Source organism: Pseudomonas veronii (genome assembly GCF_001439695.1).
Lineage (GTDB): Bacteria > Pseudomonadota > Gammaproteobacteria > Pseudomonadales > Pseudomonadaceae > Aquipseudomonas > Aquipseudomonas veronii.
In genome coordinates this window covers 325,758-348,433 of record NZ_JYLL01000006.1, presented here as the reverse complement: position 1 = coordinate 348,433, position 22,676 = coordinate 325,758, and the positions used below count along the sequence as shown (strand labels likewise).

19 protein-coding genes are annotated in these 22,676 nt (G+C 63.4%); 10 read left to right on the top strand and 9 right to left on the bottom strand.

Annotation, left to right across the window (positions count from 1 at the left end):
* Window positions 1–712 precede the first annotated feature (712 nt).
* Window positions 713–1,360 (bottom strand): pentapeptide repeat-containing protein, encoded by a 648-nt coding sequence (locus tag TU80_RS11165; protein ID WP_057004486.1) that lies wholly within the window; start codon window positions 1,358–1,360, stop codon window positions 713–715.
* 78 nt (window positions 1,361–1,438) lie between these two features.
* Window positions 1,439–3,346 (bottom strand): quinoprotein ethanol dehydrogenase, encoded by a 1,908-nt coding sequence (gene exaA, locus TU80_RS11160; RefSeq protein WP_079444253.1) that lies wholly within the window; start codon window positions 3,344–3,346, stop codon window positions 1,439–1,441.
* Window positions 3,347–3,601: 255 nt separating this feature from the next.
* On the opposite strand from exaA, the gene pedF reads away from it, so the two are divergent.
* The 10 genes from pedF (at window position 3,602) to TU80_RS11115 (ending at window position 15,276) form a co-directional block, all read left to right on the top strand.
* Window positions 3,602–4,063 (top strand): cytochrome c-550 PedF, encoded by a 462-nt coding sequence (gene pedF, locus TU80_RS11155; protein ID WP_017847481.1) that lies wholly within the window; start codon window positions 3,602–3,604, stop codon window positions 4,061–4,063.
* Window positions 4,064–4,066: 3 nt separating this feature from the next.
* Window positions 4,067–4,942: a substrate-binding periplasmic protein gene (locus TU80_RS11150; RefSeq protein WP_046382816.1), complete on the top strand. Its 876-nt coding sequence runs from the start codon at window positions 4,067–4,069 to the stop codon at window positions 4,940–4,942.
* 9 nt (window positions 4,943–4,951) lie between these two features.
* The gene (locus TU80_RS11145; RefSeq protein ID WP_057004484.1) at window positions 4,952–5,713 is read left to right on the top strand and encodes a quinoprotein dehydrogenase-associated SoxYZ-like carrier; all 762 of its coding nucleotides are present in this window, start codon (window positions 4,952–4,954) and stop codon (window positions 5,711–5,713) included.
* Between the two features lie 16 nt (window positions 5,714–5,729).
* A complete protein-coding gene (locus tag TU80_RS11140) occupies window positions 5,730–6,662 on the top strand; it encodes a quinoprotein relay system zinc metallohydrolase 1 (protein ID WP_017847478.1) in 933 nt (310 codons plus the stop codon).
* Between the two features lie 135 nt (window positions 6,663–6,797).
* Window positions 6,798–8,573: a PQQ-dependent methanol/ethanol family dehydrogenase gene (locus TU80_RS11135; protein WP_046382819.1), complete on the top strand. Its 1,776-nt coding sequence runs from the start codon at window positions 6,798–6,800 to the stop codon at window positions 8,571–8,573.
* 121 nt (window positions 8,574–8,694) lie between these two features.
* Window positions 8,695–10,215: an acetaldehyde dehydrogenase ExaC gene (exaC, locus tag TU80_RS11130; protein ID WP_017847476.1), complete on the top strand. Its 1,521-nt coding sequence runs from the start codon at window positions 8,695–8,697 to the stop codon at window positions 10,213–10,215.
* 785 nt (window positions 10,216–11,000) lie between these two features.
* A complete protein-coding gene (gene pqqA, locus TU80_RS31490) occupies window positions 11,001–11,072 on the top strand; it encodes a pyrroloquinoline quinone precursor peptide PqqA (protein WP_010209364.1) in 72 nt (23 codons plus the stop codon).
* Between the two features lie 127 nt (window positions 11,073–11,199).
* The gene (gene ercA, locus TU80_RS11125) at window positions 11,200–12,363 is read left to right on the top strand and encodes an alcohol dehydrogenase-like regulatory protein ErcA (RefSeq protein WP_017847475.1); all 1,164 of its coding nucleotides are present in this window, start codon (window positions 11,200–11,202) and stop codon (window positions 12,361–12,363) included.
* A complete protein-coding gene (locus TU80_RS11120) occupies window positions 12,347–13,717 on the top strand; it encodes an ATP-binding response regulator (RefSeq protein ID WP_017847474.1) in 1,371 nt (456 codons plus the stop codon). The genes ercA and TU80_RS11120 overlap by 17 nt, the downstream gene beginning before the upstream one ends.
* Window positions 13,718–13,797: 80 nt before the next feature.
* Window positions 13,798–15,276, top strand: a complete 1,479-nt coding sequence (locus tag TU80_RS11115; RefSeq protein WP_017847473.1) for a DASS family sodium-coupled anion symporter — start codon at window positions 13,798–13,800, stop codon at window positions 15,274–15,276.
* A 282-nt stretch (window positions 15,277–15,558) separates the two neighbouring features.
* Here the strand turns inward: TU80_RS11115 and TU80_RS11110 are convergent, their stop codons facing one another.
* The 7 genes from TU80_RS11110 to TU80_RS11080 form a co-directional block, all read right to left on the bottom strand.
* Window positions 15,559–16,467, bottom strand: coding sequence for an aldose 1-epimerase (locus TU80_RS11110; protein ID WP_057004483.1), 909 nt, complete (start codon window positions 16,465–16,467; stop codon window positions 15,559–15,561).
* Window positions 16,467–17,747 (bottom strand): TRAP transporter large permease, encoded by a 1,281-nt coding sequence (locus TU80_RS11105; protein ID WP_046382820.1) that lies wholly within the window; start codon window positions 17,745–17,747, stop codon window positions 16,467–16,469. The genes TU80_RS11110 and TU80_RS11105 overlap by 1 nt, the downstream gene beginning before the upstream one ends.
* A 1-nt stretch (window position 17,748) precedes the next feature.
* Complete coding sequence (locus TU80_RS11100; RefSeq protein WP_057004482.1) at window positions 17,749–18,276, bottom strand: TRAP transporter small permease; 528 nt, start codon at window positions 18,274–18,276, stop codon at window positions 17,749–17,751.
* 66 nt (window positions 18,277–18,342) lie between these two features.
* A complete protein-coding gene (locus TU80_RS11095; RefSeq protein WP_057004481.1) occupies window positions 18,343–19,305 on the bottom strand; it encodes a TRAP transporter substrate-binding protein in 963 nt (320 codons plus the stop codon).
* 51 nt (window positions 19,306–19,356) lie between these two features.
* Window positions 19,357–20,232 carry an SMP-30/gluconolactonase/LRE family protein gene (locus tag TU80_RS11090; RefSeq protein WP_057004480.1) on the bottom strand — a complete coding sequence of 292 codons (876 nt, stop codon included), beginning with the start codon at window positions 20,230–20,232 and terminating at the stop codon, window positions 19,357–19,359.
* 30 nt (window positions 20,233–20,262) lie between these two features.
* Window positions 20,263–21,078 (bottom strand): NAD-dependent epimerase/dehydratase family protein, encoded by an 816-nt coding sequence (locus TU80_RS11085; RefSeq protein ID WP_046382824.1) that lies wholly within the window; start codon window positions 21,076–21,078, stop codon window positions 20,263–20,265.
* 187 nt (window positions 21,079–21,265) lie between these two features.
* Window positions 21,266–22,528, bottom strand: a complete 1,263-nt coding sequence (locus tag TU80_RS11080; RefSeq protein ID WP_046382825.1) for an OprD family porin — start codon at window positions 22,526–22,528, stop codon at window positions 21,266–21,268.
* Between the last annotated feature and the right edge of the window lie 148 nt (window positions 22,529–22,676).

Sequence of the window (22,676 nt, the reverse complement as noted above, 5' to 3'; positions counted from 1 at the left end):
CTTCCGTAGGAGCGAGCTTGCTCGCGAAAACCGTCAACGATAACGCGAAAAACCAGACCCCCCGCAGCGCTCCCGGGTTTTTCGCGAGCAAGCTCGCTCCTACAAAAGTTACCGCTCAGTGCCCATGCCTAGCGCGGGCACCTAGACCCCACTGTAGGAGCGAGCTTGCTCGCGAAAACCGTCAACGATAACGCAAAAAACCAGCCCCCCCGCGGCGCTCCCGGGTTTTTCGCGAGCAAGCTCGCTCCTACAAAAGTTACCGGTCAGTGCCCATGCCTAGCGCGGGCACCTAGACCCCACTGTAGGAGCGAGCTTGCTCGCGAAAACCGTCAACGATAACGCGAAAAACCAGCCCCCCCGCGGCGCTCCCGGGTTTTTCGCGAGCAAGCTCGCTCCTACAAAAGTTACCGATCAGTGCCCATGCCTAGCGCGGGCACCTAGACCCCACTGTAGGAGCGAGCTTGCTCGCGAAAACCGTCAACGATAACGCGAAAAACCAGCCCCCCCGCGGCGCTCTCGGGTTTTTCGCGAGCAAGCTCGCTCCTACAAGAGTTACCGATCAGTGCCCATGCCTAGCGCGGGCACCTAGACCCCACTGTAGGAGCGAGCTTGCTCGCGAAAACCGTCAACGATAACGCGAAAAACCAGACCCCCCGCGGCGGTCCCGGGTTTTTCGCGAGCAAGCTCGCTCCTACATTCAAATGGCGGTGTGCTAACGATTCCAGGTGGTGGGGCAGTCCTTGCAGCCTTCCATGTTCGCATCCTGGAAATTCGCATAATGCTGCCGCGCGCCCGTGAGGACCGCGCTTTCCAGGTTGCTCTCACCGAACTTGGCCTCTTGCAGATTCGCATCGCTCAGATCCGCCCCTCGCAGGTCGGCCTTGCTCAGCCAGGTCATTTCCAGGTCGGCGGCGCGCAGGTTGGCCTTGTGCATTTTTGCCCCGGACAGCCGCGCGAATTGCAGGTAGGCCGCGCTCAGGTTGGCGTTTTCAAACTGCGCACCCTGGGCGAACAGGCCCCAACCCTGGATCGCCATCAGCGTGGCGCCGGTGAAATCGGCCAGGCGCAGGTTGCTTTGTTGCAGGCTGGCGCGGGTCAGGTTGGCGCCCTGCAACTGGGCTTTTTCCAGGTTGGCCAGGTCGAGGTTGGCGTGGCGCAAGTCCGCATCGCGCAGGTCGGCGCCGGCCAGGTTCATTTTGCTGAGGTCCTGGTTGCTCAGGTTGGCGCCCCTGAGGTTGGCGCCGGGGCATTGGCTGTGTTCGGCGAGGGTGCAGCCGTTGATGACCAGCGGGGTGTCGTCGCCGTCGTCGGCGTGGGCCAGGGGCAGGGCGAGCAGGAGTAACAAGGGCAGATAGTTCATCTTGGAACCTCCAGACGAAGCAACCCCGTAACGTAGCAGCTGTCGAGCGCCAGCTGCTACGACGGGGCTGGGGACGGGTTATTTTTGGGCGGTCTTGTTATCCCAGCTCGGGATCTTGAACACCCAGAACGACCCACCCTGTGCCACCGGCTTGGTCAGCTCGGCCATGTCGCCGCCCCACAACGGCACCGCGCCGCCATAGCCGACGGTGACGCCGATGTACTGCTCGCCATCCTGTTCCCAGGTGATCGGCGGCGAGACGATGCCGCTGCCGGTCTGGAACTTCCACAGCTCCTTGCCGGTTTTCGCGTCGAAGGCCTTGAAGAAACCGTCGCCGGTGCCGGTGAACACCAGGTTGCCCTTGGTCGCCAGTACGCCGGCCCACAGTGGCAGGGCTTCCTTGTGCTCCCACACCACCTTGCCGGTGGTCGGGTTCATCGCCCGCAGGGTGCCGACGTGGTCGTCATACATGCGCTTGATGCGGAAACCCATGCCCAGGTACGCCGAGCCCTTCTTGTAGTTGACCTCTTCGGTCCAGTATTCCTCTTTCCATTGGTTGCCCGGGATGTAGAACAGGCCGGTGTCCTGGCTGTAGGCCATGGGGTTCCAGTTCTTGCCGCCGAGGAACGGTGGCGAGACTTCCACCGGCTTGCCCTTGGTTTCACCGGGCAGCGGTTTGGCCGGACGCTGGCCCGGGTTTTCCACCGGACGACCGGTCTTCAGGTCGATATGGCTGGCCCAGGTGATGTTGTCGACGAACGGGAAGGCGTTCTGCAGCTTGCCGTTATTGCGGTCGACCACGTAGAAGAACCCGTTGCGGTCGGCGTGACCGGTGGCCTTGACCACTTTGCCATCCTTGTCCTTGTAGTCGAACAGCACCAGCTCGTTGTTGCCGGAGAAGTCCCAGGCATCGTTCGGGGTGTGCTGGTAGAACCATTTCACTTCGCCGGTGCTCGGGTCGACACCGACCTGGCCCGAGGTGTAGAGGCTGTCGAAGTCGTGCGGGTTGCCGTCCTTGGACGTGCGCGCCCAGGTGTTCCACGGGCCGGGGTTGCCGGCGCCGACGATGATGGTGTTGGTCTCGGCATCGAAACTCGCGCTCTGCCAAGGTGCGCCGCCGCCGTGGCTCCAGGCTTCGACCTTGCCGGTTTCGGTGGTCGGGTCATCCGGCCACGACGGCGCTTTGACGTCGCCGGTCGGGGTGCTGTCCTTGCCGTTCAGGCGGCCCATGTGGCCTTCGACGAACGGGCGCATCCACACTTCTTCGCCGGTGTCCGGGTCGCGCGCATACAGCTGGCCGACCACGCCGAACTCATCGCCGGAGCTGCCATGGATCAGCAGCACCTTGCCGCTGACCTTGTCTTTGATCAGCACCGGGGCGCCGGTCATGGTGTAACCGGCGGCGTGGTCGCCGAACTTCTTGTTCCACACCACTTTGCCGGTGTTCTTGTCGAGGGCGATCAGGCGCGCGTCGAGGGTGCCGAAGTAGATCTTGTCGCCGAAGATCGCCGCGCCGCGGTTGACCACGTCACAGCACGGGCGGATGTTTTCGGGCAGGCGGTGGTTGTAGGTCCACAGGCGTTTGCCGGTCTTCGCGTCGAGGGCGAACACGCGGGAGTAGGAGCCGGTGACGTAGACCACGCCGTCGCTGACGATGGCCTGGGATTCCTGGCCGCGCTGCTTCTCATCGCCGAACGAGTACGACCAGGCCGGGGTGAGCTTGAACACGTTCTTGTCGTTGACCTGGGCCAGCGGGCTCCAGCGCTGGGCGTTGGTGCCCATGCCGTATTGCAGCACGTCCTTGGTGCTCAGGTGGTCGTTGGCGATGTCTTCCCAGGTGACGTTGCGCGTCGCCTTTGCGGTGGACGGCGCGGCAGGGTCGGCGGCGGCGAAGCTGGCCGCACTCAAGGACAGGCTGCCGACCAGCAGGAAAGCCTGCACGGCAAGGCTCAGCGGCGAACGGGCGGGTAGCGATCTTATTATCATGGTTGCAGTTCCCAGTGGAGGTTTTGGCCTGCACAGGGTGGAGCGCCAGGGCGCTGCGCGGATACGGAAAAAGTCCCGCTGTTGCCGGGAAGACTTCCCGAAGCGCCGCTGTTTTAGGCGTGCCCCACAAGCCCTACTACCAAGGGAGGACAAGCCGGCCACCAAAGCAGCATACGGCCTATGCCCCAGGGTTTCTAAGATGGTTGCCATAACCTCTGCAATGAGGTTTTGCGTGCAATCCTGAGGGCAAAAATAATGACAACAAAACGCAATGCCTTGCTCGTCGCCGGGCTGTTGGCCGGTGTGATCGGTGCAGGCTCGGCCTGGGCCCACGGCAACGTGGTCCCGCAAGCAGTGGAAACCAAGGGCCTGACCTCGATCAAGGACGCCGGCGTGCCGGTCGACGAGGACGGCTGGGCGGCAGTGAACCCTTACCGCACGTCGCCTGAACACGACCGGGCCCTGGAAATCGGTTCGTCCGCCTACAATCAGAACTGCGCCGCCTGCCACGGCCTGGAAGCCAAGTCCGGCGGCATCGCCCCCGACTTGCGCATGCTGGATGTGGGCGAGGCCGGTGATGAGTGGTTTGTGCAGCGCGTGCGTCACGGCGCGGTGCGCGACGGCCGGGTATATATGCCGAAAATGGCCGATTACCTGAGCCAGGAAGCCTTGTGGGCGGTACGCACCTACCTGGACAGCGTTCACGTCGAGGAGTAAGCCATGCGCCTGTTCGCTTATGTGCTCGGCCTGGCCCTGCTGTGTTGCCAGACGGCACAGGCGCAGGTGCGCAGCTATGACCAGATGATCGCCGCCGGTGAGTTGAAAGTGGCGGTGTACAAGGACTTTGCCCCCTACAGTTTCGAAGACGGTGCCACCCCGCGCGGGGTCGACGTGGAGCTGGCCGAGGCCCTGGCCAAGGCGCTGGGGGTGCAGCTCAAATTGATCTGGGCGCCGGCCGGGGAAAAACTCGACGACGACCTGCGCGACTACATCTGGCGCGGCAGCCAGTTGCATAACCAGCAACTGGCCGACCTGATGATGCGCGCACCCTACGACCACGACTACGCGCAAAGGCGTAACGATCAGGGCGAACTGGAAAACGGCCATGTGGTGATGTTCGGGCCGTACCAGAACGAACAATGGCAGGTGGCCTACGACCGCCGCCGCCTGGACAAGGTCGCCAGCGTGGCGGTGTTCGAGGAGCACCCGATCGGCGTCGAAGTCGACAGCGTGCCGTCGTTCTACCTGACCTCGGTGTTCAACGGCATGCTCGCCCGCCAGACCCATCACTACCCCGGTGTACCCCAGGCGTTCGCGGCGATGAAGGCCGGTGAAGTCGACGCGGTGATGGCGATGCGCGGCGAGATCGACTGGCAGGTGCATCAAGCACGCGATCCGCAACTGGCCCTGGCGCAAAACGCTTACCCGAGCATGGGCCGGCAGCGCTGGGAGATCGGCATGGCGGTACACGAAAGCAATCGTCAGTTGGCCTATGCGGTGGAAGAGGCGCTGGAAGGCCTGATCCGCGACGGTTCGCTGCAAACCATCTACAGCCATTACGGCCTGCAGTACGAAGTGCCCGAAATGTACCAATAGGAGCAGGCGATGAACTGGCGACTGAACTGCATGTTGGCCTGCTGGTTACCGTTGGCGGCCCACGCCGCGGCCGTCGAACCGGGCACGGACCCGGTGCCGTCGGTGATGTGGGCGTTCTACCACAAGCAGTTGTTGGCCGATGCGCCGTTCGTGTTCGATGAGCGGGTCAAGCTGCTGGCGCCGCCGTTCGCCGAAGATGCGCGCCAGGTGCCCCTGGAAATCGACGCGCGGGCGTTCAAGGGGCACGTGGTGAAGATCCTCGCCTGGGCCGAACTCAACCCGTTGCCCAGGATTGTCGATTTTCAGCCCAAGGCCGGGGTGTTGCCCTGGCTGTCGATCCGTATCCGCATCGAACAGGCCACGCCCCTGCGTGCGGCGGTGCTCACCGATGACGGGCTGTGGCACGTCGGCTCGACCCTGATCGACGCGGCCGGCGGCGGTTGCACCGCGCCCAGCGTGGTCCGCACCCAGCCGGGTTGGGAAGAGCATATCGGCGAAGTCCTCGGCGGGCGTTACCCGCGCGGCGAATTCAGCCGGGTACGCGTGCAGGTGGCGCACCCGATGGATAACGGCATGGTCAGCGGCATCCCCGAGTTCTATCTCAACCACGCGCAACTGCGTGGCCAGGACGGCCAGGTGCTGGCCGAGCTGGTGCTGTTCCCGGCGGTCAGCGAAAACCCCAACCTGGCCTTTGACATCGACGCACCCGGGCCGACGCGCCTGGTGCTGCGCGACAACAGCGGCAATGAATTCGACGCAGCCATTCCCTGACCAGAAGGAGCGCGGCATGCGCTGGATTCTATTGTTGTGCCTGAGCTTGAGCCTGCCCGCCGTGGCCGACCTCGACTACGCCCTCAAGCCACGACTGATCGCCGACGACACCTGGCTGCTGGAAGGCAGCACCGACAATTTCGCCAAGGACAACGGCGGCAATATCGTCAATACCGCGTTCATCGTCACCGAGGCCGGCGTGGTGGTGATCGACACCGGGCCGTCGCGGCGCTACGGCGAAGCCCTGCGCCGGGCGATCGCCAGCGTCACCGACAAACCGGTGATCCAGGTGCTGCTGACCCACCACCACCCCGACCATGCGCTGGGCAACCAGGCCTTCAAGGACGTGCCCATCGGCGCCCTGGCCGGCACCACGCGCCTGCTGCATGAGCAGGGCGACGGCATGGCGGAGAACCTCTACCGCATGGTCGGCGACTGGATGCGCGGCACCGAAGTGCAATTGCCCACGCAAGTGCTCGAACCCGGTGTGCTCAGCTTTGGCCGCCACGACCTGCGCCTGCTTGCGCTGACCGGCCACACCGACGCCGACCTGGCCATCCTCGACCAGACTACCGGCGTGCTGTTTGCCGGCGACCTGGTGTTCTACCAACGCGCCCTCACCACCCCCAACAGCCCCGGGCTGGCGGCGTGGCTGGCGGACATCGACACCCTGCAGGCCTTGCCCTGGACCCTGGTCGTGCCCGGCCATGGCCCGGTGGCCAACGATGCACAGCCGTTCGCGCAGATGCGCGACTACCTGACCTGGCTCGACCAACTGCTGCGCGACGGCGCCGCCCACGGCAGCGACATGGCCGAGATGATCCGCAGCCCCATCCCCGAGCGCTTCGCCGCGATCAACCTGAGCCGCTATGAACTGATCCGTAGCGTCAGCCACCTGTACCCGCGTTACGAGCGCGAGCAGATGCAGCGCGTGGATTCGGCGCGCTGACGGACCGGACCCGCTACTAAGGAACTAGCAATCTCGATACTGCGGTCAATTGTGACAACCGCCCCTGCGCCCAAGAATCTGTACCAGACCGGGAAAATTTCCCGGGTATAACAAAAAACCGCAGAGGTAGCCGTCATGACCCAACCCGCACGCCGCCAACCCTTCGCCTTGAGTGTGTTGCTCGGTGCCATTCTGTTATCCGGCCAGGCCATGGCGGCCGTGACCGATCAGGAGATTCTCCAGGACCCGAAAAACCCCGGGCAGATCGTCACCAACGGTCTGGGCGTCCAAGGCCAGCGCTATAGCCCGCTCGATACCCTGAATGTGGACAACGTCAAGGACCTGCGCCCGGTCTGGGCGTTCTCCTTTGGCGGCGAGAAACAGCGCGGCCAGCAGGCGCAGCCGATGATCAAGGACGGGGTGATGTACCTCACCGGGTCCTACTCGCGGGTGTTCGCGGTGGACGCACGCACCGGCAAGAAGCTCTGGCAGTACGATGCGCGTCTGCCCGATGACATCCGCCCGTGCTGTGACGTGATCAACCGCGGCGTGGCGCTGTACGGCGACCTGGTGTTCTTCGGCACCCTCGACGCCAAGCTGGTGGCCCTGAACAAAGACACCGGCAAAGTGGTGTGGAGCAAGAAAGTCGCCGACCACAAGGAAGGCTACTCGATCAGCGCCGCGCCCCTGGTGATCAACGGCAAGCTGATTACCGGCGTGGCCGGCGGCGAATTCGGCGTGGTGGGCAAGATCGAAGCCTACGACCCGAAAAACGGTGACCTGCTGTGGACCCGTCCGACTGTCGAAGGTCATATGGGCTACGTCTACAAGGACGGCAAGGCCGTGGAAAACGGCATTTCCGGCGGCGAGGCGGGCAAGACCTGGCCTGGCGACTTGTGGAAAACCGGCGGCGCGGCACCGTGGCTGGGCGGCTACTACGACCCGGAAACCAACTTGCTGCTGTTCGGCACCGGCAACCCGGCGCCGTGGAACTCGCACCTGCGCCCTGGCGACAACCTCTACTCGTCCTCGCGCCTGGCGCTGAACCCGGATGACGGCACCATCAAGTGGCACTTCCAGACCACGCCCCATGACGGCTGGGACTACGACGGCGTGAACGAGCTGGTCTCTTTCAACTACACCGAAGGCGGCAAAGAGATCAAAGCGGCGGCCACCGCCGACCGTAACGGTTTCTTCTACGTGCTCGACCGCACCAACGGCAAGTTCATCCGCGGCTTCCCGTTCGTCGACAAGATCACCTGGGCCACCGGCCTGGATAAAGACGGTCGGCCGATCTACAACGAAGCTAGCCGCCCAGGCGCGCCAGGCAGCGAAGCCAAGGGTACCTCGGTGTTCGTCGCCCCGGCGTTCCTCGGCGCGAAGAACTGGATGCCGATGGCCTATAACCGCGACACCGGGTTGTTCTACGTGCCGTCCAACGAATGGGGCATGGACATGTGGAACGAAGGCATCACCTACAAAAAAGGTGCGGCGTTCCTCGGTGCGGGCTTCACCATCAAGCCGTTGAACGAAGACTACATCGGCGTGCTGCGCGCTATTGACCCGAAAACCGGCAAGGAAGTCTGGCGCCACAAGAACTTCGCGCCGCTGTGGGGCGGGGTCCTGACCACCAAGGGCAACCTGGTGTTCACCGGTACGCCGGAAGGCTTCCTGCAGGCCTTCAACGCCAAGACCGGCGAGAAGGTCTGGGAATTCCAGACCGGCTCCGGCGTGCTCGGCTCGCCTGTGACCTGGGAAATGGACGGCGAACAGTACGTCTCGGTGCTCTCCGGCTGGGGCGGCGCGGTGCCGTTGTGGGGCGGTGAAGTGGCCAAACGCATCAAGGACTTCAACCAGGGCGGCATGCTCTGGACCTTCAAATTGCCTAAAGAACTGGTCGCCAAACACTGAATCTACGACCAAATGACAAGAGCCCTCCTGCCAACGGCGCATTCGCCCGGCAGCGGGGGCTCTTTACTATCGGGTCATCGCCTGTTGACCGACAGGCCCGGACCCAGACAGAGGCTTTAACATGATCTACGCACAACCTGGCACCCCTGGCGCCATCGTCAGCTTCAAGTCACGCTACGGCAACTTCATCGGCGGCGAATTCGTCGCGCCGATCAGCGGTGAATACTTCACCAACACCTCGCCGGTGACCGGTGAAGTGATCGCCGAATTCCCGCGTTCCAACGCCGCCGACATCGACAAGGCCCTCGACGCGGCCCACGCCGCCGCCGACGCCTGGGGCAAGACCTCGGCCCAGGATCGCGCCCTGGTGCTGCTGAAAATCGCCGACCGCATCGAACAGAACCTCGAAGTGCTGGCCGTCACCGAAAGCTGGGACAACGGCAAAGCCGTGCGTGAAACCCTCAACGCCGACGTGCCGCTGGCCGCCGACCACTTCCGTTACTTCGCCGGCTGCATCCGCGCCCAGGAAGGCGGCGCCGCCGAGATCAACGAACACACCGCCGCCTACCACTTCCACGAGCCGCTGGGTGTGGTCGGGCAGATCATTCCGTGGAACTTCCCACTGCTGATGGCCGCCTGGAAACTCGCCCCGGCCCTGGCCGCCGGTAACTGCATCGTGCTCAAGCCGGCCGAGCAGACGCCGCTGTCGATCATGGTGTTTGCCGAGCTGATCAACGACCTGCTGCCCGCGGGCGTGCTGAACATCGTCCAGGGCTTTGGCCGTGAAGCCGGCGAAGCGCTGGCCACCAGCAAGCGCATCGCCAAAATCGCCTTTACCGGCTCTACCCCAATCGGCGCGCACATCATGCATTGCGCGGCCGAGAACATCATTCCGTCGACCGTGGAGCTGGGCGGCAAGTCGCCGAACATCTTCTTCGAAGACATCATGAATGCAGAGCCGCAGTTCATCGAGAAAGCCGCCGAAGGCCTGGTGCTGGCGTTCTTCAACCAGGGCGAAGTGTGTACCTGCCCGTCGCGGGCGCTGGTGCAGGAGTCGATCTACGACGACTTCATGAAAGTGGTGATGAAAAAGATCGTCAAGATCAAGCGCGGCAACCCGCTGGACACCGAAACCATGGTCGGCGCCCAGGCGTCCGAGCAGCAATACGACAAGATCCTGTCCTACCTCAAAATCGCCCAGGAAGAGGGCGCCGAACTGCTCACCGGCGGCGCGGCCGAGCGTTTGGAGGGTGACCTGTCCAGCGGTTACTACATCCAGCCGACCCTGCTCAAGGGCCATAACAAAATGCGCGTGTTCCAGGAGGAAATCTTCGGCCCGGTGGTGGGTATCACCACCTTCAAGGACGAAGCCGAAGCCCTGGCCATTGCCAACGACAGCGAGTTCGGCCTGGGTGCCGGCCTGTGGACCCGCGACATTAACCGCGCCTACCGCATGGGCCGGGCGATCAAGGCCGGCCGCGTGTGGACCAACTGCTACCACCTGTACCCGGCGCACGCCGCGTTTGGCGGCTACAAAAAGTCCGGCGTGGGGCGTGAGAACCACAAGATGATGCTCGATCACTACCAACAGACCAAGAACCTGCTGGTGAGCTACGACATCAACCCCCTGGGCTTCTTCTAACCCCGACTTGAAATGCAACCCAATGTGGGAGGGGGCTTGCCCCCGATAGCGGTGGCTCAGTCAGGTATGTATTGGCTGACACACTGCCATCGGGGGCAAGCCCCCTCCCACATTTTGATCGGCGTACACCCTTTCCTGCACAGCAAGAGGGCTTTGCCTGTTGGACCACTACCTGCCGACCAACCCCCTGGGCCTCTTCTAACCCCGACTTGAAATGCAACCCAATGTGGGAGGGGGCTTGCCCCCGATAGCGGTGGATCAGTCATGCATGTCTTGGCTGACAAGCCGCCATCGGGGGCAAGCCCCCTCCCACATGTTGATCGGCGTACACCCGTTCCGGCACAGCAAGAGGGCTTTGCCTGTTGGATCACTACCTGCCGACCAATCCCCTGGGCCTCTCCTAACCCCGACTTGAAATGCAATCAACTGTGGGAGGGGGCAAGCCCCCTCCCACATGTTGATCGGCGTACACCCGTTTCGGCACAACAAGAGGGCTTTGCCTGTTGGATCACTACCCGTAGACCAACCCCCTGGACCTCTTCTAACCCCGACTTGAAATGCAACCAACTGTGGGAGGGGGCTTGCCCCCGATAGCGGTGGATCAGTCATGCATGTATTGGCTGACCCACTGCCATCGGGAGCAATCCCCCTCCCACATTTTTGATCGGTGTACATCTGCTACCAAGGCATGCTTCAGGCTCGTTCGAAAGTAGCATTCGCACCCCCATCCCCCCATGCATTAATGCCATTACCGGAATCTTCCGGCACAACAAGAGGATCGCCCCATGTGGACTAAACCCGCGTTTACCGACCTGCGTATCGGCTTTGAAGTGACCATGTACTTCGCCAGCCGCTGATTCACCCCCGGCCAGCCTCGCGCTGGCCGGGGTCGTTTGGGGAATGACTCTTTGGTCTGATTGCATTCGCGCGCGGATGGGTTAGTGTGGAGCGCATCTCTCAAAAATAATAAAAACAGGCTTTCCAATGAGCCCAAATCTCAGCCTTCTGCGTAAGTTCGTTTCGCCTGAAATCATCTTTGGTGCCGGCTGCCGGCACAACGTCGGTAATTACGCCAAGACCTTTGGTGCGCGCAAAGTGCTGGTGGTCAGCGACCCCGGTGTGATCGCCGCCGGCTGGGTCGCCGACGTGGAAGCCAGCCTGCAGGCCATCGGCATCGATTACTGCCTGTACAGCGGCGTCTCACCCAACCCCCGCGTCGAAGAAGTCATGCTCGGTGCCGAGGTGTACCGCGACAACCATTGCGACGTGATCGTGGCCATCGGCGGCGGCAGCCCGATGGACTGCGGCAAGGCCATCGGCATCGTGGTCGCCCATGGGCGCAACATCCTCGAATTCGAAGGCGTGGACACCATTCGCGTGCCCAGCCCCCCGCTGATCCTGATCCCCACCACCGCCGGCACTTCGGCGGATGTCTCGCAGTTCGTGATCATTTCCAACCAGCAGGAGCGCATGAAGTTCTCCATTGTCAGCAAGGCGGTGGTGCCGGACGTGTCGCTGATCGACCCGGAAACCACGGCGAGCATGGACCCGTTCCTGTCCGCCTGCACCGGCATCGATGCGCTGGTGCATGCGATCGAGGCGTTCGTCTCCACCGGCCACGGCCCGCTGACCGACCCCCACGCGCTGGAAGCCATGCGCCTGATCAACGGCAACCTGGTGCAGATGATCGCCAACCCGGCGGACATCGCCCTGCGCGAGAAGATCATGCTCGGCAGCATGCAGGCGGGGCTGGCGTTCTCCAATGCGATCCTCGGCGCGGTGCATGCCATGTCCCACAGCCTCGGCGGCTTCCTCGACCTGCCTCACGGCCTGTGCAACGCGGTGCTGGTGGAGCATGTGGTGGCGTTCAACTACAACTCGGCGCCGGAGCGCTTCAAGGTGATTGCCGAGACGTTCGGCATCGACTGCCGCGGCCTGACTCATCCGCAGATCCGCGGGCGGCTGGTCGAGCATCTGATCGCGCTGAAGCGTGCCATCGGCTTCCACGAAACCCTCGGCCTGCACGGCGTGCGGGTGGCGGACATTCCGTTCCTGTCCCAGCACGCCATGCACGACCCGTGCATCCTCACCAACCCCCGCGAATCGAGCCAGCGTGACGTCGAGGTCGTCTATGGCGAAGCTCTCTGACGACCAGCAGCGCGCCCTGGCCGGGCTGCTGGGGCTGGGCGACCAGTCGGCGCGCAAGAGCCACTACCCGGAACTCACGGCCCGCCTCGATGAGCTGGAGGCCGAGCGCAACCGCTACATCCGCCTCAACGATGAGCTGGAGCAGCGGGTGGCGGCGCGCACTGATGAACTGCTCGAAGCCAACCGCAACCTGCAACAGCAGGTCGCCCAGCGCGAACAGGTCGAACAGGAGCTGCGCGACGCCCGCGACGCCGCCGAGGCCGCCAACCGCAGCAAGGACAAGTACCTCGCCGCCGCCAGCCATGACCTGTTGCAGCCGCTCAACGCCGCACGGCTGTTGATCGCCACCCTGCGCGAACGGTCGTTGCCGAGCGTCGAACAGGTGCTGGTGGAGCGCACGCACCAGGCCCTGGAAGGTGCCGAGGATTTACTCACCGACTTGCTCGATATCTCGCGGCTCGACCAGGCAGCGGTCAAGCCGGACGTGGCGCTGTATCGCCTGGATGAGTTGTTTGCGCCGCTGGTCTCCGAATTCCAGTCCGTCGCCCTGGCCGCCGGACTGAATCTGCGCGCACACACCGGCCATTACGCGATCCGGACCGACCTGCGCCTGGTGACGCGGATTTTGCGTAATTTCCTCAGCAACGCCTGCCGCTACACCGACGACGGCTGCATCCTGCTCGGCGCCCGTCGCCGCGGCGATCACCTGCGCCTGGAAGTGTGGGACACCGGGCGCGGCATCCCGGCCGACCGGCTCGACGCGATCTTCCTCGAATTCAACCAACTGGACGTCGGCCGCGCCTCGGACCGCAAGGGCGTGGGCCTGGGGCTGGCGATTGTCGAGCGGATCGCTGAGATCCTCGGTTACCCGGTGGCGGTGCGCTCGTGGCCGGGACGCGGGTCGATGTTCAGCCTCGAAGTGCCGATCAGCGAAGAAATGCCGTTGGCCATCAGCCAACTGCCCACGCAACCGACCACCGGCAACCCGCTGCCGGGGCGGCGTTTGCTGGTGCTGGACAACGAAGTCAGCATCCTCGAAAGCATGAGCGCGCTGCTCGGGCAGTGGGGCTGCGAGGTGGTCACGGCCACCGACCAGGCCGGCGCGTTGCTGGCATTGCAGGGCAGGGCGCCGGAACTGATCCTGGCGGACTATCACCTGGACCACGGCGTGGTGGGCTGTGAGGTGGTCAAGTACCTGCGCGAGCATTTTGCCCAGACGATTCCCGCGGTGATCATCAGCGCCGACCGCACCGACCAGTGCCGGCGCATCCTGCGGCGGCTGGACGCACCGTTGTTGAACAAACCGGTCAAGCCCGGGAAGTTGCGGGCGGTGTTGAGTCAGTTATTGGCCTAGAGGTTTGATACCTGTCAACACCGCGTGCGGCATTTTGCGCCATGCTCCCAGCCTGATTTGACGCCGACGGAGACTCCCCCATGAGCGCCCCCGCAACAACCGCTGCATCATTCAAGTTGCCCTTGGGCCTGGTCGTCGCTGTACTGGTGATGGTCGGGGTGCTGCTGTTACCGCTGCCCGCGGATTTGCCGGTGGCCGGGCATCGCATGCTGGCGATCCTCGCGTTTGCGGTGGTGGTGTGGATCAGCGAGGCGGTGTCCTATGAGGCCAGCGCGATCATGATCACCTCGCTCATGGCGTTCTTGCTCGGCACCGCGCCGTCGCTGCAAGACCCCGCGCACCTGATCGGCTCCAGCCCGGCCATCGGCATGGCGCTGACCGGCTTCTCCAACCCGGCGCTGGCCCTGGTGGCGGGGGCGTTGTTCATCGCCGCCGCCATGACCCACACCGGCCTGGATCGGCGCATCGCCTTGGTCACGCTGACCCGGGTCGGCACCAGCACCCGCGGCATTCTGCTGGGGGCGATCGCGGTGACTATTCTCCTGAGCCTCGTCGTACCCAGCGCCACCGCGCGCAGTGCCTGCGTGGTGCCGATCATGATGGGCGTGGTGGCGGCGTTTGGCGTCGATAAACGCTCCAACATCGCCGCCGGCCTGATGATCGTGGTGGCCCAGGGCACCAGCATCTGGAACGTCGGCATCCAGACTGCCGCCGCGCAGAACCTGCTGACCGTCGGGTTCATGGACAAGATGCTCGGCCAGCGCGTGTCGTGGATCGACTGGCTGATTGCCGGCGCACCATGGGCGCTGATCATGTCGGCGGTGTTGCTGTTCCTGGTGATCAAACTGCTGCCGCCGGAAAGCGACAGCATCCCCGGCGGCAAAGAAGCCGTGGCCCAGTCGCTGGTGGACATCGGCCCGATGACCGGCCCGCAAAAACGCCTGCTCGCCGTGTCGGTGCTGTTGCTGTTGGCGTGGGCTACCGAAGGGCGCCTGCACAATTTCGACACCACCTCGACCACCTATGCCGGGCTGGTGTTCCTGCTGTTGCCGGGGATCGGCGTGATGACCTGGAAGGATGTGCAGTCGCGGATTCCGTGGGGCACGGTGATTGTGTTTGGCGTCGGCATCAGCCTCGGCACGGCGTTGCTGACCACCCAGGCCGGGCAGTGGCTGGGTTCGCAAGTGGTGGCGCACACCGGGCTGGACCAGGTCGGGCCGTTGGGTGTGTTTGCCATCCTCGGGGCGTTTTTGATCGTGATCCACTTGGGGTTCGCCAGTGCGACGGCGTTGACCTCGGCGTTGTTGCCGATCCTGATTGCGGTGTTGCAGACCCTGCCGGGGGAGTTCAACCGGTTGGGGATGACCATGCTGTTGGGGTTTGTGGTGAGCTACGGGTTTATCCTGCCGATCAATGCGCCGCAGAACATGGTGTGCCTGGGGACCGGGACGTTTACGGCGCGGCAGTTTGCCAAGGTGGGGGTGTTGGTGACGCTGATGGGTTACTTGTTGATGTTGGTGTTTGCGGCGACGTACTGGAGCTGGCTTGGCTGGATCTGATAGGGCGTGTCATGGGGTCGCCAATACAAAGGAGATCCAATGTGGGAGGGGGCTTGCCCCCGATGGCGGTCTCTGGGCTGACCAGCTTTTTGGGTTGGGTTGAGTACATATCCATTGTTGCGGTCATGGCTGCTATGGGTTCCGCCCTTACGGCGGGTCACTTTGGAAAAGCCCCAAAGTAACCAACGCCAAAGCGAGGCGGCCTTATAGCCGACCTGATCCTGGAAGCCGAACCGGGTTAAAAATGTGGGAGGGGGCTTGCCCCCGATAGCGGTGGGTCAGTCATGCATGTAGTGGCTGACACACTGCCATCGGGGGCAAGCCCCCTCCCACAGTTGGAATGTATTTCAGGGTGAAATTGAGTTGGGTCGACTGGTTGTGCTCCAGCAGTTTCAGGCCCGGCCTGCCCGGTAAGTGATGGGCATTCACCGGATGGCTCACCGGCTCGATGCAGAAGAACCCCAGCCCCGGCGGGCAGTACAGCAAGAAGTAATCGGCGCCGGTGGCCTGGCATTCCAGGGCATAACCCAGCTCCGGCTGTTCGATCCGGCAATGCCCGTCCCACTGGCAAAACCCGTTGTCGACCAACGCTTGGGGCAATCCCTTGAGCTGTTGGAAATCCCAATCGGCGTGTACAGGTGCCAGCGCCGTCGGCAGCTTGGACGCATCACTCATCCATACCTGCCCAGCCTTGGCCTGCAACCGCGTACCCGCCCGGCGCGGGAAGTAAGGATGCAAGCCCAAACCGTGCCACGCGGCGGCTTCGGCCAGATGCGTCACGCTCAGCCCGATACTCAACACGCCGTTGCTCAACCCAAACCGCTGCTCGGCGCGATAGGCGAACGGCGTGGCGCATTCCAGCGCAAGCAGCACTTCATCCGCCGACTGGCTGACCACGCGCCACGCCTGTTGCCAGGCCGAACCGTGAATCGGCAGCGGATCGGTCGCGCTGTTGGGCGTGAGTGCCAGCCAGCCGGCGGGCGTGTCGAAACCGCCGTTGGCAATGCGATTGGACCACGGCGCGAGGGGATAGCAGGCCAGTTTGCCGGGCAGGCCGCTGTCCAGCGCCGCTTGATCGCTAGGCCGCAGCAGGGGCTGGCCGCTGGCGCGCACGCGCCAGTTGACGATGCTGCCGCCCACGGCCGGGGCGAGGGTGAGGTGGGTCAGGTGATCTTCCAGTTCAATCAGCATCACAGCACCAGCCCTGGCAGCCACAGCGATAACGCCGGAATGTAAGTCACCGCGATCAGCACCAAAAACAGCACGCCATAGAACGGCAGCAGCGCCTTCACGGTGTTCTCGATGCTCACCTTGCCCACCGCCGCTCCCACGAACAGCACCGCGCCGACCGGTGGAGTGATCAGGCCGATGCCGAGGTTGACCAGCATGATCATGCCGAAGTGAACCGGGTCGACGCCGATGCCGAGCACCACCGGCAGCAGGATCGGCGTGAGGATCAAAATCAGCGGCGCCATGTCCATCACCGTGCCGAGCAACAGCAGCATGACGTTGATGCACATCAGGATCACGTAGCGGTTGTCCGACAGGGTCAGAAACAGCGTGGTGATCTTCGCCGGGATCTGCATCAGGGTCATGATGTAGCCGAAGCTGGCCGCGAAGGCGATCAGGATCATCACGATGGAAATGGTGCGTACCGTGCGGTGCATCAGCTTGGGCAGCTCGTTCCATTTGTAGTCGCGGTAGATGAACATGGTCACGAAGAATGCCCACAGCACCGCGATCGCGGCGGACTCGGTGGCGGTGAAGATGCCCGACAGGATGCCGCCGAGGATGATCACCATGGCCATCAGGCCCCACAGTGCGTCGGCGCAGATTTTCAGCGCTTGCTTGAGCGGGATGACTTCGCCCTTGGGGTAGTCGCGCTTCTTCGCGAAGATCAGGCACAGCACCATCAGGCACGCGCTCATCAGCAGGCCCGGGACCACGCCGGCCATGAACAGCGAGGCGATCGACACCGTGCCGCCCGCCGCCAGGGAGTAGAGCACCGAGTTGTGGCTGGGCGGGGTCAACAGTGCTTGCACCGAGCCGCTGATGGTCACCGCCGTGGCGAACTCCCGGGGGTAGCCACGGCGCTCCATTTCCGGGATCAGCACCGAGCCGACCGAGGCGGTGTCGGCCACCGAGGAGCCGGAGATCGCACCGAAAAACGTCGAGGCCATGATGTTCACCAGGGACAAGCCGCCGCGCACAAAACCCACCAGCACCCCGGCGAACGCCACCAGCCGCCGCGACATGCCGCCCTCGGCCATGATCGCGCCGGCCAGCACGAAGAACGGAATCGCCATCAGCGAAAACTTGTTCACCCCGCCAGCGATCTGAATCATCAGGGCCTGGTACGGAATGTCGATCCACCACGCGCCGATCAACGCCGACAGGCCCAGGGCATAGGCCACTGGCATGCCGATCAGGATCAAGCCGACAAAGCTGCCCAACAGAATCAATGCGTCCATATCAGGCAGCCCCTTCGCTTTCTTCAACCAGATCGAAGCGCACGACCCGTCGGTTGCTCTGGTCACCGAGCACGAGTTTTTCCACCACGAAGACCAGGGTCAGCAACCCGCCGATCGGGATCGGCATGTAGGTGATGCCCACGCGCAGGGTGGGGATGGCGCTCATGAACTGGTTCCAGGTGGACAGGCACAGCTTGCTGCCCCAAATGGTCATGAACAGGCAGATGGTGCCCATCAGCAGTTGCGAGAGGATGCCGACAACCTGGCGTTGGCGCGCAGGCAGGCGGTCGGTGATCATCGCCACCGACATATGCGCCCCGGCGCGGTAGCTGGCGGCGGCGCCGATAAAGGTGAACACCAGCATCAGCAGGATGGCGGTGGGCTCCGGCCAGCTGGAGCCGGTGCCGAGGATGTAGCGGGCGAAGATGCCCCAGGGGATGATCAGCGCTACCCCGAGGACCGAGAGGCCGGCGACCCAGATACAGGTCATGTAGAGGCGGTCGTTGATGCGCAGCACTAGATTCTTCATGGCGTTCACCGTGACCGGGCGCGTCGATGCCGACCGCGCCGGGCCTTATGCGAGAGGCAGGGCGGGTTATTGAACGGCGTCGATGCGCGCGATGATATCGGCGTAAGGCGCGCCGTACTTGGCGCGAACCGCGGCGGTGGCGTCGTAGAAGGGCTGTTTGTCGACGCGGATGAACTCCACGCCGGCCGCCTTGAGTTTTTCCTCGCTGCTGGCGGATTTTTTATCCCACAGCACACGCTCATCGGCCTGGGCGGCCTTGGCGGCGTTTTTCACCATGAGCTGTTGCGCGGGGGTGAGCTTGTTCCAGGTGATTTTCGACATCACGATCGGCTCGGGCAGGATCAGGTGCTCGGTGAGGGTGTAGTACTTGGCGTTCTGAAAGTGGTTGTGTTCCAGCAGGGTGGGTGGGTTGTTCTCGGCACCGTCGATCACCCCGGTCTGCAAGGCACTGAAGATCTCGCCGGTGTCCATGGCGATACCGTTGGCACCCATGGCGTTGAAGGCATCGATGAACAGCGGGTTGCCCTGCACGCGAATCTTCATGCCCTTGAGGTCTTCGATCTTGCGCACCGGTTTTTTGCTGTAGAGGTTGCGCGTGCCGCCGTCCATCCAGGCCAGGGCGACCAGGCCGAATTCGGAGTTGGTGATCTTGGCGAGGATTTCATCGCCGATCTCGCCGTCGATGACTTTGCGCATATGCGCCTGGTCGCGGAACACGAATGGCAGGTTGAACACGTTCACGTCCGGCACCACCGGGCCGACGATGCCGAGGCTGACCCGGGTCATCTGGATCGCGCCGACCTGGGCTTGTTCGACGACTTCTTTTTCCGAACCCAGGACGCCCCCGGGGAAGTACTTGAAGGTCAGTTCGCCGTTGCTTTCTTGGGTGAGGGCCTTGCCCATGTTCTCTTCGGCCACGACGGTGGGGTAGCCGGCGGGGTGGATGTCGGCGAATTTGATTTCCAGCGCGTGGGCGGCGCTGCTGAGGGTGAAGATTGCGGCGGCGAGCAAGGTGCGTTTGAAGTCCATGAGCGGTCACTCCTGTCTTGTTATTGTTGTATTCAAGGCACAGCGATGCAGCTAGAGGGCGAAGCGGGGTTCGGGCAGTCCTGTCGTGCCGGGGTTGAGGGCGAATACGCCGCCGGACAGCGACTGCTCGCTCTGGTCGTCACGGATCGAGGTGACGAACAGGGTGTCCAGGCGACTGCCGCCAAAGGCGCACATGCTGGGTTTTTTCACCGGCACGCGCAGGGAGCGGTCCAGGCGACCGTCGGGGGTGAAGCGGTGGATCAGGCCGGCGTCGTTGGCGCAGATCCAGTAGCCGCCGTCGACATCCACGGCCGCGCCGTCAGGGCGGCCTTGGTGTGGCTGCATGTCGACAAACACGCGGCGGTTGGACGGTGTGCCGGTGTCGGTGTCGTAGTCGAAAGCCCAGATCTGTTGCACCAGCGGGTGCGAGTCCGAGACATACATCGTGCGGCCATCGGGGCTGAAGGCCAGGCCATTGAGGGTGATAAAACCGTCCAACTGCGCATGCGGCGCGGCGCCCGACGCGTAACGGTAGAGGATGCCTGCGGGCGCATTTGCGCTCATGTCCCGCACCATGCTGCCGGCCCAGAACCGGCCCTGGCGATCGCAGCGCCCATCGTTCAGGCGCATGCCCGCGCGCGGGTGCGCGACCTCGGCCAGGGGCGTGGTGTCGAGGCTGCCGTCGTTGTGCGCGGTGAGCTGGAAAAAGCCGCTTTCCATCCCGGCGACCCAGTTGCCCGCATCGGTGCGGGCAATGCAGGCGAGCATCTGCGGGGCTTTCCACGCGTCGATATGGCCGGTGGCGGCGCTCCAGCGTTGCAGGCCGCCGTTGGGAATATCCACCCAGTACAGGGCGTTTTCTTCGGGCACCCACACCGGGCATTCGCCTACGGCGTTGCGGGCGTCGACAATCAATTCAGCGGTCATGGCAACTCACTCCCTTGGGTTAGTGTGACGTCAGTCACCGAACGGCCCGGCGGCGCAGAACGCACCGCCCTGGTAGACCTTGGCCGGGTCGTCGGCGGCCAGCGGCGGCTGGCGCTCGACCTGGGCGCGGAAAACTTCGGAGCTGTCTTTGGGGGTGAAGCCCAGGTGTGCGGCGTAGCGGTTGTCCCACCAGGTGTCGAGGTTGGCCGACATGCCGTAGACCACGGTGTGGCCGACGTTCGGCGTGTACAGCGCGCGTTCGAGCAGTTGGGTCAGGTCATCGAAGCTCAGCCAGGTGTGCATCATCCGGCGGTTCTGCGGTTCGGGGAACGACGAGCCGATGCGGATGCTCACGGTCTCGATGCCGTAGCGGTCGAAGTAGAAGCTGGCCATGTCTTCGCCGTAGGACTTGGACAGCCCGTAGTAACTGTCCGGGCGACGCGGCGAGTGGGCGTCGAGGTGCTCGCCCTGTTGATAGAAGCCGATCACATGGTTGGAGCTGGCGAAAATCACGCGCTTGACGCCATGGCGGCGGGCGGCTTCGTAGATGTGAAAAATCCCGCAGATATTGGCGCCGAGGACTTCTTCGAACGAGCGCTCCACGGATACGCCACCGAAATGCAGGATGGCGTCGACGCCTTCGACCAGATGGTGTACCGCGTGTTTGTCGGACAGGTCGCAGGGCTGCACTTCTTCATTGGCGCCGGCGGGGGCCATGTCGACGATATCCGACAGGCGCAGCACCTGGGCATACGGCCGCAGGCGTTCGCGTAGCACTTTGCCGAGGCCGCCGGCGGCACCGGTGAGGAGGAGGCGGTTGAAGGGCGCTGGGGTAGTGGTGGTCATCTGGATTCCAGTTTTTGTTGTAGGTTGTCGTATGACTATGCCGAAGTATTGTTAGAGAGTCCCCGCTTGTCAATGTGGGAGGGGGCTTGCCCCCGATGGCTGTGGGTCAGTCACAGAGACATTGCCTGATACACCGTCATCGGGAGCAAGCCCCCTCCCACAATGGATGTGCCCGGGTTTTAGATCTTTAAAGCAACGAAATCGGGTAGCTGACGAAGACCCGGTTCTCATCGAACTCGTTATTGCTGAAGTCCCGGCGCATGGTAGAATTGCGCCAGCGCACGTTGAGGTTCTTCAGAACACCGCTCTGCACCGTGTAGGCCAGTTCCGATTCGCGGCCCCATTCCTTGCCATCGGTGATCGTGCCGGTGTGGACGTTACTGCCGCTGATGTAGCGGTTCATCAGGGTCAGACCCGGAACGCCGAGCGCCGCGAAGTTGAAGTCGTGGCGCAGTTGCCAGGATTTCTCCTTGGCGTTGTCGTAGCTGGCGTTGTAGCTGTCGTTGGCCAGGGTGCCGCCGCTGGTGCCGTTGACCCGCATCCATGCGCTGTCGCCGCTGAGTTTCTGCAGGCCGACGTAGAAGGTGTTAGCGCCGTATTTGGCCGAGAGCAGGGCGAACGCGGTTTTGTTGTCGAGGTCGCCGGCCAGGGCGCTGCCGTCTTCCTTGCCGTTGAAGAAGCCGAGGTTGGCGCCCAGGGTCCAGTCGCCCAGCGGCTGGCTGTGGGTCAGGTTGAGGTACTGCTGTTGGTAGATGTCGGTCAGTTCGGCGTACCACAGGCCGACCTGGGTGCGCTTGTCGTTGAAGGTGTATTCGGCGCCGCCGAAGTTGAAGCGGTCTGAGGTGAAGGCGGCTTTGCCGTTCATGAACATGTCTTCCATGCTCGCATCGTTGCGCGGGCTGTTGCCGCGAAACTGCCCGCCGTAGAGGGTCAGGCCGGCGATTTCATTGGAGGTGACCTGGCCGCCCTGGAAGGTTTGCGGCAGGGAACGGCCATCGTCGGAACGCAAAATCGGCAGCACGGGCATCCATTCGCCGACTTTCAGTTCGGTCTTCGACAGCTTGGTTTTCAGCGCCACGCCCAGGCGCCCGAAGTTGTCGGCGGGGCGACCGTCGTCGTGAACCGGCAGCAACTGGGTGCCGGCGGTACCTTTGCCGCCGTCGAGCTTTTGCGAGTACAGGCCCAGCACATCAATCCCGAAGCCCACGGTGCCCTGGGTGTAGCCGGATTTGGCGTCGAGGATGAAGTTCTGCGTCCACTCTTGGGCCTTGGCCTGGGGGTTGGACGGGTTGGTGAAATTGCGGTTGAAGTAGGCGTTGCGTAAGTTGAGCGTGGCCTTGGCGTCGTCGACAAACCCTTCGGCCTGGGCGATGAGGGGCAGGGTGAAAGCCAGGCTGCCGAGGCCGATAAGGCCGAGACGCGAGGAGGAATTGCGGGCGGATGGACGCACAGTGACGCTCCCTTGGGTTTGTTGTTTTTATTATTTGTCATACGTCGTCGTACAACATTGGGGCGATATTTGCGGGGTTTTTGTGGCTTGTCAATCAGAAGTTATACGATGACTACGCTTCACTGAGCAGAAGTGGTCGTGGGCCAGT